Annotated in this window: 14 protein-coding genes; 6 read left to right on the forward strand and 8 right to left on the reverse strand. The window is 71.6% G+C overall.

Annotation, left to right across the window (positions count from 1 at the left end; translation table 11 throughout):
• The first annotated feature begins 81 nt into the window (after window positions 1-81).
• Window positions 82-1,080 (forward strand): glycosyltransferase family 2 protein, encoded by a 999-nt coding sequence (locus ABT015_RS06125; protein ID WP_350877232.1) that lies wholly within the window; start codon window positions 82-84, stop codon window positions 1,078-1,080.
• 54 nt (window positions 1,081-1,134) lie between these two features.
• Window positions 1,135-2,082 carry a YihY/virulence factor BrkB family protein gene (locus ABT015_RS06130; RefSeq protein WP_350877234.1) on the forward strand — a complete coding sequence of 316 codons (948 nt, stop codon included), beginning with the start codon at window positions 1,135-1,137 and terminating at the stop codon, window positions 2,080-2,082.
• Between the two features lie 34 nt (window positions 2,083-2,116).
• On the opposite strand, the gene ABT015_RS06135 is transcribed toward ABT015_RS06130, so the two are convergent.
• Window positions 2,117-3,328 (reverse strand): D-alanyl-D-alanine carboxypeptidase family protein, encoded by a 1,212-nt coding sequence (locus ABT015_RS06135; RefSeq protein ID WP_350877236.1) that lies wholly within the window; start codon window positions 3,326-3,328, stop codon window positions 2,117-2,119.
• A 142-nt stretch (window positions 3,329-3,470) separates the two neighbouring features.
• Here ABT015_RS06135 and ABT015_RS06140 point away from each other — a divergent pair, with 142 nt between their 5' ends.
• On the forward strand, window positions 3,471-3,728 hold the full coding sequence (locus ABT015_RS06140) for an SCO4848 family membrane protein (protein WP_063349038.1): 258 nt from the start codon (window positions 3,471-3,473) through the stop codon (window positions 3,726-3,728).
• A 91-nt stretch (window positions 3,729-3,819) separates the two neighbouring features.
• The gene (locus tag ABT015_RS06145) at window positions 3,820-5,430 is read left to right on the forward strand and encodes a hypothetical protein (RefSeq protein ID WP_350877238.1); all 1,611 of its coding nucleotides are present in this window, start codon (window positions 3,820-3,822) and stop codon (window positions 5,428-5,430) included.
• A 66-nt stretch (window positions 5,431-5,496) separates the two neighbouring features.
• Here the strand turns inward: ABT015_RS06145 and ABT015_RS06150 are convergent, their stop codons facing one another.
• The 4 genes from ABT015_RS06150 to sdhC are packed head-to-tail and all read right to left on the reverse strand — an operon-like array spanning window position 5,497 to window position 8,947.
• Window positions 5,497-6,270, reverse strand: a complete 774-nt coding sequence (locus ABT015_RS06150) for a succinate dehydrogenase iron-sulfur subunit (protein WP_350877240.1) — start codon at window positions 6,268-6,270, stop codon at window positions 5,497-5,499.
• Complete coding sequence (gene sdhA, locus ABT015_RS06155) at window positions 6,270-8,012, reverse strand: succinate dehydrogenase flavoprotein subunit (RefSeq protein WP_350877242.1); 1,743 nt, start codon at window positions 8,010-8,012, stop codon at window positions 6,270-6,272. The genes ABT015_RS06150 and sdhA overlap by 1 nt, the downstream gene beginning before the upstream one ends.
• A gap of 54 nt (window positions 8,013-8,066) precedes the next feature.
• Window positions 8,067-8,558: a succinate dehydrogenase hydrophobic membrane anchor subunit gene (locus tag ABT015_RS06160; protein ID WP_350877244.1), complete on the reverse strand. Its 492-nt coding sequence runs from the start codon at window positions 8,556-8,558 to the stop codon at window positions 8,067-8,069.
• An 8-nt stretch (window positions 8,559-8,566) separates the two neighbouring features.
• A complete protein-coding gene (gene sdhC / locus ABT015_RS06165) occupies window positions 8,567-8,947 on the reverse strand; it encodes a succinate dehydrogenase, cytochrome b556 subunit (RefSeq protein ID WP_063349043.1) in 381 nt (126 codons plus the stop codon).
• Window positions 8,948-9,201: 254 nt separating this feature from the next.
• Between sdhC and ABT015_RS06170 the strand changes: the two genes are divergently transcribed.
• The gene (locus ABT015_RS06170; protein ID WP_350877247.1) at window positions 9,202-9,975 is read left to right on the forward strand and encodes a hypothetical protein; all 774 of its coding nucleotides are present in this window, start codon (window positions 9,202-9,204) and stop codon (window positions 9,973-9,975) included.
• Window positions 9,976-9,997: 22 nt separating this feature from the next.
• On the opposite strand, the gene ABT015_RS06175 is transcribed toward ABT015_RS06170, so the two are convergent.
• The 3 genes from ABT015_RS06175 to ABT015_RS06185 form a co-directional block, all read right to left on the reverse strand.
• Window positions 9,998-10,543, reverse strand: a complete 546-nt coding sequence (locus tag ABT015_RS06175) for a 2-oxo-4-hydroxy-4-carboxy-5-ureidoimidazoline decarboxylase (RefSeq protein ID WP_502897268.1) — start codon at window positions 10,541-10,543, stop codon at window positions 9,998-10,000.
• Window positions 10,544-10,795: 252 nt separating this feature from the next.
• Window positions 10,796-12,451, reverse strand: a complete 1,656-nt coding sequence (locus tag ABT015_RS06180; RefSeq protein ID WP_350877249.1) for an alpha/beta hydrolase — start codon at window positions 12,449-12,451, stop codon at window positions 10,796-10,798.
• A gap of 74 nt (window positions 12,452-12,525) precedes the next feature.
• Window positions 12,526-13,281 carry an SDR family oxidoreductase gene (locus tag ABT015_RS06185; protein ID WP_350877251.1) on the reverse strand — a complete coding sequence of 252 codons (756 nt, stop codon included), beginning with the start codon at window positions 13,279-13,281 and terminating at the stop codon, window positions 12,526-12,528.
• A 140-nt stretch (window positions 13,282-13,421) separates the two neighbouring features.
• On the opposite strand from ABT015_RS06185, the gene ABT015_RS06190 reads away from it, so the two are divergent.
• The gene (locus ABT015_RS06190) at window positions 13,422-15,011 is read left to right on the forward strand and encodes an acyl-CoA mutase large subunit family protein (RefSeq protein WP_350877253.1); all 1,590 of its coding nucleotides are present in this window, start codon (window positions 13,422-13,424) and stop codon (window positions 15,009-15,011) included.
• The last annotated feature ends 145 nt before the right edge of the window (window positions 15,012-15,156 follow it).

Below are 15,156 nucleotides of genomic sequence, written 5' to 3' on the forward strand. Positions count from 1 at the left end.
CCGCACTTTGGATCGGTGCGTACGTGCGCACCGATCCTACCTCCGGGCCATGGGGCCCTTCGGGGCCACTACGCTGGGCCCGTGCCCCGCTTCAGCGTGATCGTCCCCGTGTACCAGGTTGAGGACTACCTCGCCGAGTGTCTCGACTCGGTGCTCGGCCAGGGCGGCCCCGACCTCGAACTGATCGCGGTGGACGACCGCTCCCCGGACGGCTGCGGCCCGATGCTCGACGAGGCCGCCGCCGCCGACCCGCGGATCCGGGTGCTGCACCTGCCTGAGAACGTCGGCCTCGGCCGGGCCCGCAACGCCGGCCTGGAGGTCGCCACCGGGGACTACGTGATCTTCCTCGACAGCGACGACACGCTCACCCCCCAGCTGCTCAAGAGCGTCGACGACCGGCTCGCCGCCACCGGCGACCCGGACGTCCTGGTCTACGACTACGCCCGCACCTACGCCGACGGCCGGATCACCCGGGCCGCCTCCGCCCACGTGTTCGGCGCCGCCTCCCCGGACGTCTTCGACCTCGCCGCCCGCCCCGACCTGCTCGACCTGCTCCAGGTGGTCTGGAACAAGGCCTACCGCCGCGACTTCGTCACCGCCCAGCAGCTGGTCTTCCCGGCCGGCTACTACGAGGACACCCCCTGGACGTACCCGGCGCTGCTCGCCGCGGCCCGGATCACCCTGCTCGACGAGGTCGGCGTGCACTACCGCCAGCGCCAGGAGGGCGGCAACATCCTGGCCACCGCCAGCCGCAAGCACTTCGACGTCTTCGCCCAGTACGACCTGGTCTTCGCCTTCCTGGACCGCCGCCCCGACCTCGACCACTGGCGCCCGGTCGTCTACGGCCGGATGCTGCACCACCTCAACACCGTCGTCTCCAAGCCTGGCCGGGTCCCGCCCGGCGACCGCCGCGAGTACTTCCGCCGCGCCGCCGCCCACTGCGCCCGGCTCCGGCCGGCCGGCTACCGCCCGCCGCCCGGCGTGGACGGCGTGCGCACCGAACTGCTCAGCCACGGCCGCTACGGCGCCTACCAGACCGTCCGCGCCCTCGCCCGGGCCCGCCGCCTGGTGAAACGCTAGAGTCTGCGCCGAGTCTGACGGCCATTCGGAGGAAGGACCGGTATAACCGGTCGGGTGGACTTCCTGACCCGCCTCCCGGTCATCGGCCCGCTCGTCACGTGGGTGCTGCGCAGCCGCCCGTACCGGGTGTACGAGTACTTCTCCGCCGCCCGGGGCAACCGGCTGGCCGGTGCGGTCACCTTCTTCGGCTTCCTCGCCCTGTTCCCGCTGCTCACGGTGGGCCTGGCGATCGCCGTCTCGACGCTCAGCAGCAGCCAGGTGGCGGACCTGCAGAAGCACATCTCCGACCAGCTGCCGGGCATCTCGGAGGCGCTCAACCTGCCGTCCCTGGTGGCCAACGCGGGCGCCGTCGGACTGGTCAGCGGGGCGCTGCTGCTGGTCTCCGGCCTCGGCTGGGTGGACACCATGCGCACCTCGGTCCGGGACGTCTGGCAGCTGCCCGACGACGACACCAACGTGGTGCTGCGCAAGGGCCGGGACTGCGCGGTGCTGGGCGGCCTCGGTGTGGTGTCGCTGATCTCGGTGGGCGCCTCCACCGCCGGGACGACGCTGGCCGGGCGGATCGCCGACTGGACCGGCCTGCGCAGCGGCTACCTGCTGACCGGGGTCGGCGTGCTCATCGCCATAGCGTGCGACACGCTGCTCTTCGCCTACCTGCTGGCGCCGTTCCCCGGGATCCGCGGCCAGCGCCGGCGCGACGTGCTGCAGGGCGCGCTGATCGGCGCGGTCGGCTTCGAGCTGCTGAAGGTCCTGCTCGCCTCCTACCTCGGCTCCGTCGCCGGGAAGAGCCTGTACGGGGCCTTCGGCGTGCCGGTGGCGCTGCTGCTGTGGATCAACTTCGTCTCCCGGCTGCTGATGTACTGCGTGGCCTGGACGGCGATGGCCGATCCGGTGGCCGCCCGGGAGCGCACCCGGGAGCACGCCCGGGCGCTGCTGGCGGCGGCCGACGAGGCGGAGGCGGCCGCGGGCACGACGGCGGCCCGGCCCCAGGAGAAACCCTGAGACCGGGCCGTCCGTCCGGCCGTCCGGCCGACGGTCACCAGCCGGCCGGCCCGCGGCGGCCGCGCCGCAGGACCAGCACCCCGTAGCCGGCCACGGCCGTCACCAGCGCGACGGCCAGCCAGCCGCCGACGCCGAGCCCGTCGTCCTCGGCGGCGGCCGGGGCGGCGGTGGGGGCGGTGCCGGGCCGGGTGGCGGGGGTGGAGTGCGGCGGGGGCGCGCCGGCGGCGCCGCCGGCCTGGCCGGAGGGCTCGCCGTCCGGCGGGAGCTCGTCGACCAGCTTGCCGACCGGCTGCACCTTGCCGGCCGCCGCGAAACCCCAGTCCAGCAGGGCCGCGGTCTCGTCGTAGACCTTCTGGTAGCTGTCCGGGTGCATCACGGTCACCAGCAGGGTGCGGCCGTTGCGCTCGGCGGCACCGACGAAGGTCGAGCCGGCGTTGGTGGTGAAACCGTTCTTCACGCCGATCAGGCCGGGGTACTTGCCCAGCAGGCGGTCCGTGTTGGCGATCCCGAAACTGCCGCGCTGGCCGGTGATCTTGTCCACCGCGCCCGGGAACTGCGCCTCCCGGGTGGCGCAGTACATCCGGAAGTCGGGGTTGCGAAGGCCGGCCCGGGCGAACAGCGACAGGTCGTAGGCCGAGGAGAGCTGCCCGTCCATGTCGTAGCCGTCCGGGGAGATCACCCGGGTGTCCCGGGCCTGGAGGGCGTCGGCGCGGGACTGCATCTCGGTGACGGTCTGCTCCACGCCGCCGTTCATGTGCGCCAGGACGTGCACGGCGTCGTTGCCCGAGCTCAGGAACACCCCGCGCCACAGGTCCTCGACCCGGTAGTCCAGGTTCTCCTTGATGCCGACCAGGCTGCTGCCGTCACCGAGCCCGAGGATCTCCTCGTCGGCGACCTTGTGCACCGTGTTGCGGTCGAACTTGGGCAGCACGGTGTCGGCGAAGAGGATCTTCAGAGTGCTGGCCGGGGCGAGCCGCAGGTGCGGGTTGCTGGCCGCCAGCACGTCGCCCGACGTGGCGTCGGAGACTATCCAGGACTGGCCGGTGAGGTCCCTCGGCAGGGCCGGGGCTCCGGCCAGCGGGGAGACCTGGACGCCGGAGCGCCCGAGCCGCTCGCCGCCGACCGAGGGGGCGGCCGGCGGCGGCTCCTGCGGGGCTGCGACCGCCCCGGGGGCGGCGAGCAGGGCCGGGAGGACCGCGGCGGTCGCGACGAACAGATGCGCGAATTTCTGACGACGTGTGGACACGCGCAGACCGTACCCACTTCGCGGCATCCGCTGTGCGCCACACCGGGCCGGTCCTCCGTATGAGGGGCCCGCCCTACGCCGATCGGCGGTCCGCGCATACTGGGGGACGCACCCCGCCACCACACCCCCGACGAGGACCCCCATGAAGCTCAGCCGCCGCACCTCCTGGTTCCTGACCGCCTTCGGCGTCTGGTCGATCATCATCTGGACCACCTTCGTCAAGAACCTCTGGAAGGACTCCGGCGGCCAGGCCTTCACCAACGGCGACCACTCCCAGCCCACCGCCTTCTTCTGGATCCACCTCCTCCTCGCCGTCACCTCCTTCCTCCTCGGCATCGCCGTCGGCGCCATCGGCCTGCGCGGCCTCCGCGCCACCCGCCGCACCCCGGCCACCGACTGAATCTCCGTTGCCGCTGTCGGTCCCCACTGGAAAGATCCTCACCGCTCGTACACGTAACGGGATCTCTCGATCAAAGGGGTGGGGTACTTCCATGACACTTCGGCATGCCCGCAGACTCGGCGGGGTGACGGCGGCCGCGATCGCGGCAGGCCTGCTCACCGCGCCCGGCGCCTTCGCCGCCGACACCGCGCCGGCCGTCCTCGGCACCAGCCAGGGCACCGACTACCGCGCCGACGCCTGCGACTCGACCACCGACCCGAGCTGGGTCGGACGGACCACGAACGGCCCGACGCTCAACGCCAAGGTCACCGGCACCGGTGCCCGGTTCGGCGTCTGGGACGAGACCACGGGCGCCCAGGACCCGGTGTTCACCGGAGCGGTCCAGGCGTACGGCCAGCAGGCCAAGGTCGCCGTCCCCGGCCTGGTGGACGGGCACGGCTACGCGTGGCACGCCTGGGCCGTGCAGGACCAGCAGACCTCCGCCCCGTCGGCGGACTGCCACTTCCGGGTGGACACCACGAGCCCGACCGTCACGGTCTCCTCGCCCGACTTCCCGGCGGGCGGCACCGCCACCAAGTACGCGGGCCAGAAGGGGGCCTTCGTCCTCACGACCGCCGACCCGGCCCCGGCCGGCGGGAAGGCCTCCGGTGTCGCCTGCGTCCGGTACGGCTTCGGCAACCTCGGTGTCGGCGGCTGCGACTCGTCCGATGCCGTCAAGCCGGGCGCCGACGGCACGGTGACGGTCGACCTCAAGGTCCTGAACTGGGGGACCAACATCCTCAACGTCCAGGTGATGGACAAGGCGGGCAACGTCGGCGGGGCGTCCTACACCTTCTACGCCCCCTCGAACCCGAACCCGCCGCAGGCCCTCGGCGACGTCGACGGCGACGGTGTTCCGGACATCCTGCTTCCGGACTCCGCAGGCAACCTCCAGATCATCAGCGGCGGCTCGGCGAGCACCGTCCCGACCGCGACGATCCCGGCCAACTGGTCGCCCAACCGGAATTCCTGGACCAACGTCCAGGTGGTGCACCGGGGCTGGGACGACTCCCACGCGCCGATGGACGACCTGCTGATGCACGAGGGCGGATCCCGGGCGCTGTACTTCTCCAGCAACCAGGACTACGGCTCCTTCACCGGAGGCCTGCGCTCGGTCGCCCGGCCGAAGGCTTGCCAGAACGCCTCCGGTACGGCGACCTCCTGCCCCGGGGGCTACGCATCCGACTGGCGCAAGGCCGATCAGCTGGCCCTGATCGGTTCCTTGAACGACTCGACGGTCTCCTCACTGGTGACCGTCGAGGAGGGTAACCTCTGGCTGTTCGCCGACCCCGGCTTCTCGTACGAGCTGGAGAGCGCCCGTCAGCTCACCACCACCGGCGACTGGGCCGGCTACGACCTGATCGCCCCCGGCCCGGACGCCGCCGGCAACCTCGCCCTGTGGGCGCGCGACCGGGCGACCGGTGACCTGCACGCCTACCCGGTCCCGAAGAAGGCTGACGGCACCTTCGACTTCTCCGCGCTCGCGGACCCGAAGGCGAACGTGGTCGCCACCGGCTTCACCACCGCCGCCTACCCGACCCTCGGCAGCTCGGGTGACGGTGACGGGGACGGCGCGCCGGACCTGTGGGCCGTGACCGCCGACCGGCACCTGGTGACCTTCAGCGGCTGGTCCGCCCCGAAGGACCTCGGCGCGCTGCGCTGAGCCCACGGCGAAGGCCCCCGTCCGATCGGATGATCGGGCGGGGGCCTTCGCGGTGTCAGACGGAGATCAGAAGCGGCGGGTGACCAGCGCCCGCTTCACTTCCTGGATCGCCTTGGTGACCTCGATGCCACGCGGGCAGGCCTCGGAGCAGTTGAAGGTGGTGCGGCAGCGCCACACGCCCTCACGGTCGTTGAGGATCTCCAGGCGCTGCTCGGCGCCCTCGTCGCGCGAGTCGAAGATGAAGCGGTGCGCGTTCACGATCGCGGCCGGGCCGAAGTACTGGCCGTCGTTCCAGAACACCGGGCAGGACGACGTGCACGCGGCGCACAGGATGCACTTGGTGGTGTCGTCGAAGCGCTCGCGCTCCTCGGCGGACTGCAGGCGCTCGCGGGTCGGGTCGTTCCCCTCGGTGATGAGGAACGGCATGACGTCCTTGTACGCCTGGAAGAACGGGTCCATGTCCACGACCAGGTCCTTGAGGACCGTGAGGCCCTTGATGGCCTCGATCGTGATCGGCTTCTCCGGGTTGACGTCCTTGATCAGGGTCTTGCACGCCAGCCGGTTGCGGCCGTTGATCCGCATGGCGTCGGAGCCGCAGATGCCGTGCGCGCAGGAACGGCGGTAGGTGAGGGTGCCGTCCTGCTCCCACTTGATCTTGTTGAGCGCGTCCAGGACGCGCTCCTTCGGGTCCAGCGTCAGCTGGTAGTCGACCCACACCGGGTCCGGGTGCTCCTCCGGGTTGAACCGGCGGATCCGGAAGGTGACGGTGATCAGCTCGACGCCGCCCGCCTCGACCGCGTCCAGAGCGGCCGAGTGCTTCTCCACGGTAGGAGTGCTCATCAGTACTTACGCTCCATCGGCTGGTAGCGGGTCGTGACGACCGGCTTGTAGTCGAGGCGGATGGAGGTGCTGCCGTCGGCGGCCACCTCCTGGTACGCCATGGTGTGCTGCATGAACTTCACGTCGTCACGGGTCGGGAAGTCCTCGCGGTAGTGGCCGCCGCGCGACTCCTCGCGGGCCAGCGCGGAGACGGCCAGCACCTCGGCCAGGTCGAGCAGGTTGCCCAGCTCGACGGCCTCCAGGAGGTCCGTGTTGTACCGGAAGCCCTTGTCCTGGATGGAGACGTTCTTGTAGCGCTCCTTCAGCGCGGCGATGTCCTCGACCGCCTGCTTCAGGGTGGCGCCGGTGCGGTACACCATCGCGTTGGCGTCCATGGTCTCCTGCAGCTCCTTGCGGATCTGCGCCACGGACTCGGTGCCGGCGGCCTCGCGCAGGCCGTCGACCAGGGTCTGGACCTTCTCGGCCGGGTTCTCGGGCAGCTCGACGAACTCGTGCACGTTGGCGTAGTCGGCGGCGGCGATGCCCGCGCGACGGCCGAACACGTTGATGTCCAGCAGCGAGTTGGTGCCCAGGCGGTTGGCGCCGTGCACGGACACGCAGGCGACCTCGCCGGCCGCGTACAGGCCCGGGACGACGTCGGTGTTGTTGCGCAGCACCTCACCCTCGACGTTGGTCGGGATGCCGCCCATGGCGTAGTGCGCGGTGGGCTGGATCGGGATCGGGTCCGTGTAGGGCTCGATGCCGAGGTAGGTGCGGGCGAACTCGGTGATGTCCGGGAGCTTGGCGTCCAGCTGCTCCGGCGGCAGGTGGGTCAGGTCCAGGTAGACGTGGTCGCCGTCCGGACCGCAGCCGCGGCCTTCGCGGATCTCGGTGTAGATCGCGCGGGAGCAGACGTCACGGGACGCGAGGTCCTTCATGACGGGGGCGTAGCGCTCCATGAAGCGCTCGCCGTCCTTGTTGCGCAGGATGCCGCCCTCGCCGCGGGCGCCCTCGGTGAGCAGGATGCCCATGCGCCAGATGCCGGTCGGGTGGAACTGGAAGAACTCCATGTCCTCCAGCGGCAGGCCGCGGCGGTACACCAGGGCCTGGCCGTCACCGGTGAGGGTGTGGGCGTTGGAGGAGACCTTGAAGAACTTGCCGGTGCCGCCGGAGGCGAACACGACGGACTTGGCCTGGAAGACGTGGATCTCGCCGGTGGCCAGCTCGTAGGCGACGACGCCGGCCGTCTTGCCCTCGTTGATGAGCAGGTCGAGGACGTAGAACTCGTTGAAGAACTCGACGCCGTGCTTGACGCAGTTCTGGAACAGCGTCTGGAGGATCATGTGACCGGTGCGGTCGGCCGCGTAGCAGGAGCGGCGGACGGGGGCCTCACCGTGGTTGCGGGAGTGCCCGCCGAAGCGGCGCTGGTCGATCCGGCCCTGCTCGGTGCGGGAGAAGGGCAGGCCCATCTTCTCCAGGTCGAGGACGGCGTCGATGGCCTCCTTGCACATGATCTCGGCGGCGTCCTGGTCGACCAGGTAGTCACCACCCTTGACCGTGTCGAAGGTGTGCCACTCCCAGTTGTCCTCCTCGACGTTGGCGAGGGCGGCGCACATGCCGCCCTGGGCCGCGCCGGTGTGGGACCGGGTGGGGTAGAGCTTGGTCAGGACGGCGGTGCGGGTGCGCTGCGTCGACTCGATGGCCGCGCGCATGCCGGCGCCGCCGGCGCCGACGATGACGGTGTCGTACTGGTGAATCTGCATGGGGGTTCTAACTCGCCTCTGGCCTCTGCCGATTGCCGATTAGATGCTTTGTCGTCAGATGTTGGGGTCGAAGGTGAAGATCACCAGGGTGCCGAGCAGCACGGTGAAGACCGTGGCGGTACCCATGAGCCCCTTCAGCCAGAGCCGGGTCGAGTCCTTCTCGGCGTAGTCGTTGATGACCTGCCGCATGCCGTTGGCGCCGTGGAGCATGGCGAGCCAGAGCATCGTGAGGTCCCAGACCTGCCAGAACGGCGAGGCCCAGCGGCCGGCCACGAAGGCGAAGCCGATCTTGGAGACGCCGCCGTCGAGCACCAGCATGATCAGCAGGTGGCCGAGGATCAGGACCACGAGGACGATGCCGGACAGGCGCATGAAGAGCCAGGCCAGCATCTCGAAGTTGGTGCGGGTGCGGCGCGGGGTCTTCGGGGTCCGCTTGCGCGGCGGCTCGATGACGAACGCGTCGGCCGGGTTGCCGGTGCCGAGGCCCTTGCCGGTGTGCGCCTGCGCGGAGGGGACGACCAGCGCGTCGGAGTATTCCGTGGACATGTGTCAGCTCACTTCCCGAACCAGGAGATCAGCGTGTGCTGCAGGATCCCGTAGAAGGAGCCGGCCATCAGCACGACCCAGACCGCCACGACGGTCCAGAGCATCTGCTTCTGGTACTTCGGGCCCTTGGACCAGAAGTCCACGGCGACGACCCGCAGGCCGTTGAGGGCGTGGAACAGGATGGCGGCCACCAGGCCGTACTCCATCAGGTTCACGAGAGGAGTCTTGTACGTCTGAATGACGGTGTCGTACGCCTCGGGCGACACTCGCACCAGAGCGGTGTCCAGGACATGGGCGAACAGGAAGAAAAAGATGAGGACGCCGGTGACTCGATGAGCCACCCAGCTCCACATGCCTTCCCGGCCGCGGTACAGCGTTCCAGCCGGCACGGAAAAACCCTCCGGAAGCGATTGGGGGCTCGGCCGGCTTCGGTGTCGGTCAGCCCGGCCAGGTACGGTCCACCGGCCGCCAGCATCCTATCGACGCCGCGTCGCGAACCGCCTCCGGGGGTCTCAGGTGTGATCAATCAGGCACGACTGGCCTAGCCGGACGGGAACCAGCGGCACTTTGGTCGCTCTGGGTGACGGCTCGACTGCGTTACGGTGGCGGCCCGCTCCGCCGCCGACACCCTTCCGAGGCCCCCGTGCCGCTTCGCCCCGTCCGACCGTCCGCCGCCGCCGCCCTCGTGGCCCTGCTGCTGCTCGCCACGGGCTGCGCCACGGTCGGCGGCTCCTCCGCGGACCGGGCCGGGCCCGGCCGCGAGCTGTCCGCGGCCGAGCTGCGGGCGGCCGCGGTGGTCGACGCCGACCTCGGGGCGGGCTACACGGTGACGGTGATGACGCCCGGCCACGGCGACACCGGGGCGGGCGCGGGGCGGGAGGTCGCCGACGTCCCGGCCCGCCAGCCGCTGCTGGACACGGTGACCCCGGCCACCCCGGCCGCCTCGGCCTCGCCGGCCCCGGGCTACCCGTACGCGGAGACGGACCTGAGCGTGGCCCGGGCCGCCGACCCCAGGGGCGGCGTGTACGGCGGGCTGCTCGGCTACCGGACGGGGCGGGCGGCCGTGCTCCAGGCGGAGCTGGAGAAGCTGTTCGGCCCGTGCGCCGCGTTCACCTCGATGGCCCCGGCGCCGCCGGCCGAGAAGCCGGGGAAGAAGGCGCCGATCCGGACCGGGCACCGGCTGAACCGCGAGGACACGCCCACCCCCGGGGGAGCGGACGCCGCGCTCGGATTCACCCTGACGAATGAATCGGGGAGCGCGGTGCTCTCGCGGCGTGCGGTGCTGGCCCGGATCGGGCCGGCGCTCGCGGTGTTCACCACCTTCGGGGTCGCCGCCGAGCCGGCCGCCGCGCCGGACGAGGTGATCGTCCGGCAGCAGGTGGCCAAGCTGCGGGCCGCGCAGGCGAAGAAGAAGTAGCGGGCGGGATGGGGGAGGAGGCTCAGCGGGCCCCGGCCTCCGAATGGGTGGCGACCAGGTGCTCCAGCCGGGTGAGGGCGATCCGGCGGAGCTCGTCCGCCGCGATCAGTCGCTCCTCGTCCGGGTCGTTGGCCAGCCGGGTGCGGATCGAGGAGAGCACGGTGTCGAGCATCTCCTCCGGGGCTACGCCCTCCAGGCAGACCACGAAGACGTGGCCGAACCTGGCCTCGTACGCGGCGTGGGCGGCCCGCAGCGCGGTGTGCGCGGCCTGGCTGCCCGGCGCCCGCATGCCGAGCAGCGGTTGTGGCATCCAGCTCTCGTCGGCGAGCGCCTCGGCCAGGTCGGCCGGGCGGAGGTCGTAGGAGGCCTCGCTGGCGGCGGCCAGCAGGGACTCTATGTCGGGGTAGGGCCGGTGCGCGGTGAGCCGCAGGGCCCAGCGGTGGCTGCCGCAGCAGGCCAGGAGGGCCTCCTCGGCGGCGCCGGCATCGGCTTCGTTGAAGCGGTGCAGCCCGAGGAGGGTCGGCTCGGAGCTCGGATCGAGCCGCTGTGGCGGGACGTCGCTGGCCAGCGGGTCCTCCTCGTGAGGGCGGGAAGGTGCCGGTGAAGTGGGTGGGGTGGAGCAGCTGAAGTATGGGGGCTGCGGGCGGCGTCACGGCGCCGGTCGGGCAGCTCCTCAAAGGTAGTTGAGCGGTCATCAGTTGGGGAGGGCGCGCGCGGAATTCATCCGGACGAGCTATCAAGTTGTGACGTTGACATCTTTGTGTCAGCGCCCTCCCCGCATTCATCTGTTAATCCGGCATCTGCTGGCCCGGCCCCTGCCTCAGGAGCAGCGGGTTCCGTCGGCCGGCATCGTCCCCTCGGTCAGGTAGGCCTCCAGGGCCCGGTCGATGCAGACGTTGCCCTTGCCGAAGGCCCCGTGCCCCTCGCCGACCCGGGTGAGCAGGGTGGCACTGGCGAAGCCCTTGGCCAGCGCCTCGGCCGAGGCGTACGGGGTGGCCGGGTCGCCGGTGGAGCCGACCACCAGGATCGGGGCGGCGCCCTCCGCCCGGATGGTGTGCGGCTTCTCCGTGGTCTTGAACGGCCAGTAGGCGCAGCCGGCCTCGCTGTAGTCGTCCACGGTGGTGCCCTTGGACAGCAGTGGTGCCTCGGCGGTCAGCCGGTCCACCGCCTGCTTGGCGTGCTCCGGCGTCGGTGCCGGGCGGGCCGCGTCGGCGCAGCTGATCGCGCCGTTGGACTCCTGCATCGGGCTGTAGTGGCCGTTCTCGTCGCGGCCGTTGTAGCCGTCGGCGGAGTTCATCAGGTAGTCGCCCTTGCCGCGCACCATGGCCCAGCCCAGGGCGGCGCGCAGGTACTTCCAGGAGGTCTTCTCGTCGCCGTAGAGCGTCTGGATGGTGCCGGTCCAGGCCAGGTCGCGGCCCAGCTTGCGGCCGTCCTTGACGGTCAGCGGGTGGTCGTACAGCCCGTCCAGGAAGTCGGCGGCCTTCTTGGCGGCCTTGGCCGGGTCCTTGCCGAGCGGGCACTCGTCGGCGTGGTTCTCCACGCAGTCGGCGGCGAAGCGCTCGAAGGACTTCTCGAAGCCGACCTGCTGGTCGACGCCGTGGTCCATGGTGTCCTGGGAGGGGTCGACGGCACCGTCCAGGACGAGCCGGCCGGTGTTCTTCGGGAACTCCTCGGCGTACAGCGAACCGAGGTAGGTGCCGTAGGAGATGCCGAGGTAGTTGAGCTTCTTGTCGCCGCTGACGGCGCGCAGCACGTCCAGGTCGCGAGCGGTGTTGCGGGTGCCGACGAACGGCAGCAGCCTGCCGGACTTGGCCTGGCAGGCGGCGGCGTGCTCGGTGGCCTGCTTGACGTGCTCGGCCTTGCGGGTCGCCAGGTCGAGCGGGGCGTCCTGCTGGTCGGCGGCGTCGCGCTGCTTGTCGTCGTAGCAGACGACAGGTGAGCTGTCCCCGGTGCCGCGCGGGTCGAAGCCGATGACGTCGAAGCGGTTGTGCAGGGTGCCGGTGTAGTCCTTGGCGCCGTACTTGACCATCCCGACGCCGGACTCGCCCGGGCCGCCCGGGTTGACCATCAGCGAGCCGATGCGCTGGTCCGGCTTGGCGGCCGGGTACTTGACCAGGGCGAGGTCGATCGCGTCGGTGCCGGGGTTGGCGTAGTCGAGCGGGACGTGCAGCTTGCCGCACTGCATCCCGGATACGTCGATCTTGAGCTTCTCGGCCGTGGGGTCGGCCGGGCAGTCGGCCCAGGCGATCTGCTGGCCGTAGAAGGGCTGGAGGGCCGGGTCGGCCTCGCCGGTGGGCTTGGGCGTCGGGGTCGGCGTCGGGGTGGCCGTGGGGCTCGTGGTGCCGGGCGCGGAGGCGCCGGCGGCCTGGTCCTGGGACGGCTTGGCGGTGTCGTTGCACGCGGAGGTGAGGAGCAGGGTGCCTGCCGCCAGGGCGGTCAGCAGGACCCGTGGGCGGGCGGCCCGGAAGGTTCTCATCGCACGTGTGTACCACTGGCGGGTGACACGTTTGATCATGACCCCCGGGCTGCCCGCCGGGGGGGGGGGGCGGGTCAGCCGCGGTGGACCTTGTGGTTGGCGGCCTGGGCGCGGGGGCGGACGACCAGGAGGTCGATGTTGACGTGCGGGGGGCGGGTGACGGCCCAGGCGACGGTGTCGGCGATGTCGTCCGAGGTCAGCGGCTCGGCCACGCCGGCGTACACGGCCGCGGCCTTCTCCTCGTCGCCGCGGAAGCGGGTGACCGCGAAGCCCTCGGACTTCACCATGCCGGGGGCGATCTCGATCACCCGGATCGGCTCCCCGCACAGCTCCAGGCGCAGCGTCGCCGCGATGGTGTGCGCGGCGTGCTTGGCCGCGACGTACCCGCCGCCGCCCTCGTACGCGGCCAGCGCGGCGGTCGAGGAGAGCACCAGCACGGTGCCGTCGCCGGTGGCCCGCAGGGCGGGCAGCAGCGCCTGCGTCACGTGCAGCACGCCGAGCACGTTGACCTCGTACATGGCCCGCCAGTCGGCCGGGTCGCCGTGCTCGACCGTCTCGGCGCCGATCGCCCCGCCGGCGTTGTTCACCAGGACGTCGACCCGGCCGACCTCGGCGGCGAAGGCGTCCACGGCGGCCCGGTCGGTGACGTCGAGCGTGACCGCCCTGGCCGAACCGCCCCCGTCGCCGATCTCCTTGGCCAGCGCCTCGATCCGCTCGGTCCGCCGGGCGGTCAGCACCACGTCGAAGCCCTCGGCCGCCAGCCGGCGGGCGGTCGCCGCGCCGATTCCGCTGCTGGCACCGGTGACCACGGCCACCTTCTGCTCGGTCATTGCCACTCCCTGGGGCTCATCCGGTCGTTCACCCGATCATCTCAACCGCGTCCGCGCCCGCGCCGACCGGTCCCGCTCCGGGTCCTGTCCTACATTGCGAGGACCGACCGATGCCCCCGCCGATCCCGTGGAGGGACCTCATGGCAGCCGAGCCGCGCCGCGCCGAGTCAGGCTTCCCGATCGAGCCGCTGTACGGCCCGGAGGCGCTGGCCGACTGGGATCCGGCGAGCAGGCTCGGCCGGCCGGGGGAGTACCCGTACACCCGGGGCGTCTACCCGACGATGTACACCGGCCGGCCGTGGACGATGCGCCAGTACGCGGGCTTCGGCACCGCCGCCGAGTCCAACGCCCGCTACCGGCAGCTGATCGCGGGCGGCGGCACCGGCCTGTCGGTGGCCTTCGACCTGCCCACCCAGATGGGCTACGACTCGGACGCGCCGCTCGCCGCCGGGGAGGTGGGCAAGGTGGGCGTGGCCGTCGACAGCGTCGAGGACCTGGCCGTGCTGTTCGACGGCATCCCGCTGGGCGAGGTGTCCACCTCGATGACCATCAACGCGCCCGCCGCCCTGCTCCTGCTGCTCTACCAACTGGTCGGCGAGGCCCAGGGGGTGGCGCCGGCCCGGCTGACCGGCACGGTCCAGAACGACGTGCTGAAGGAGTACATCGCCCGGGGCACGTACATCTTCCCGCCGCAGCCCTCGCTGCGGCTGGCCGCGGACGTCTTCCGGTACTGCCGGGCGGAGATCCCGCGCTGGAACACCATCTCCGTCTCCGGCTACCACATGGCCGAGGCCGGGGCGGATCCGGCGCAGGAGATCGCCTTCACGCTGGCCAACGGCATCGCCTACGTCCGTACCGCGATCGCCGCCGGGATGGCGGTGGACGACTTCGCCCCCCGGCTCTCGTTCTTCTTCGTGGCCAGGGTCACGCTGCTGGAGGAGGTGGCCAAGTTCCGTGCCGCCCGCCGGATCTGGGCCAGGGTGATGCGGGAGGAGTTCGGCGCGGAGGACCCGCGCTCGTGGATGCTGCGCTTCCACACCCAGACCGCCGGGGTGCAGCTCACCGCCCAGCAGCCCGAGCTGAACCTGGTCCGGGTCTCGGTGCAGGCGCTCGCCGCGGTGTTCGGCGGCACCCAGTCGCTGCACACCAACGGCTTCGACGAGGCGATCGCGCTGCCCACCGAGAAGGCCGCCCGGCTCGCCCTGCGCACCCAGCAGGTGCTCGCCCACGAGACAGACGTGACCGCCACCGTCGACCCGTTCGCCGGCTCGTACGCGGTCGAGTCGCTGACCGACGAGGTGGAGGCCGCCGCGCTGGCGCTGATGGCCCGGGTCGAGGAACTGGGCGGCGCGGTGGCCGCGATCGAGCAGGGCTTCCAGAAGGCCGCGATCGAGCGCACCGCCTACCGGCTCCAGCAGGAGACCGACTCCGGCGAGCGGACGGTGGTCGGCGTCAACCGCTTCCGGCTGGACGCCGAGGAGCCGTACCGGCCATTGCGGGTGGATCCGGCGGTCGAGCGGCAGCAGGCCGAGCGGCTGTCCCGGCTGCGCGCCGGGCGGGACCGCGCGGCCGTCGGCCGGGCGCTGGACGGGCTGCGCCGCACCGCGGAGGGGACGGGGAACGTGCTCTACCCGATGAAGGAGGCGCTGGCCGCGCGGGCCACCGTCGGCGAGGTCTGTGACGCCCTGCGGGAGGTGTGGGGCGTGTACGCCCCGGTGGAGCGCTTCTGACGCAACGTCAGGAGCGGGGCGGCCGTGACCGCCGCTCCGGGTGATCGTTGCACAGGGCAAGCAATCGGGGAAGGCGGCTGAAACGAGATGTCATACCCACCTGTTCGGCCGGTATGCGCCCATCCGGAGACTAGTTTTCCGGAAG

The organism is Kitasatospora sp. NPDC094016 (assembly GCF_040304045.1).
Classification (GTDB): Bacteria; Actinomycetota; Actinomycetes; order Streptomycetales; family Streptomycetaceae; genus Kitasatospora.

Excerpts from the sequence above, each read along its gene's own strand:
- ABT015_RS06185 (WP_350877251.1), bottom strand. The coding sequence starts at position 13,281 with ATGACCGAGCAGAAGGTGGCCGTGGTCACCGGTGCCAGCAGCGGAATC.
- ABT015_RS06150 (WP_350877240.1), bottom strand. The coding sequence starts at position 6,270 with ATGAGCACTCCTACCGTGGAGAAGCACTCGGCCGCTCTGGACGCGGTC.
- ABT015_RS06190 (WP_350877253.1), top strand. The coding sequence starts at position 13,422 with ATGGCAGCCGAGCCGCGCCGCGCCGAGTCAGGCTTCCCGATCGAGCCG.
- ABT015_RS06180 (WP_350877249.1), bottom strand. The coding sequence starts at position 12,451 with ATGAGAACCTTCCGGGCCGCCCGCCCACGGGTCCTGCTGACCGCCCTG.
- sdhA (WP_350877242.1), bottom strand. The coding sequence starts at position 8,012 with ATGCAGATTCACCAGTACGACACCGTCATCGTCGGCGCCGGCGGCGCC.
- ABT015_RS06140 (WP_063349038.1), top strand. The coding sequence starts at position 3,471 with ATGAAGCTCAGCCGCCGCACCTCCTGGTTCCTGACCGCCTTCGGCGTC.
- ABT015_RS06145 (WP_350877238.1), top strand. The coding sequence starts at position 3,820 with ATGACACTTCGGCATGCCCGCAGACTCGGCGGGGTGACGGCGGCCGCG.
- ABT015_RS06160 (WP_350877244.1), bottom strand. The coding sequence starts at position 8,558 with ATGTCCACGGAATACTCCGACGCGCTGGTCGTCCCCTCCGCGCAGGCG.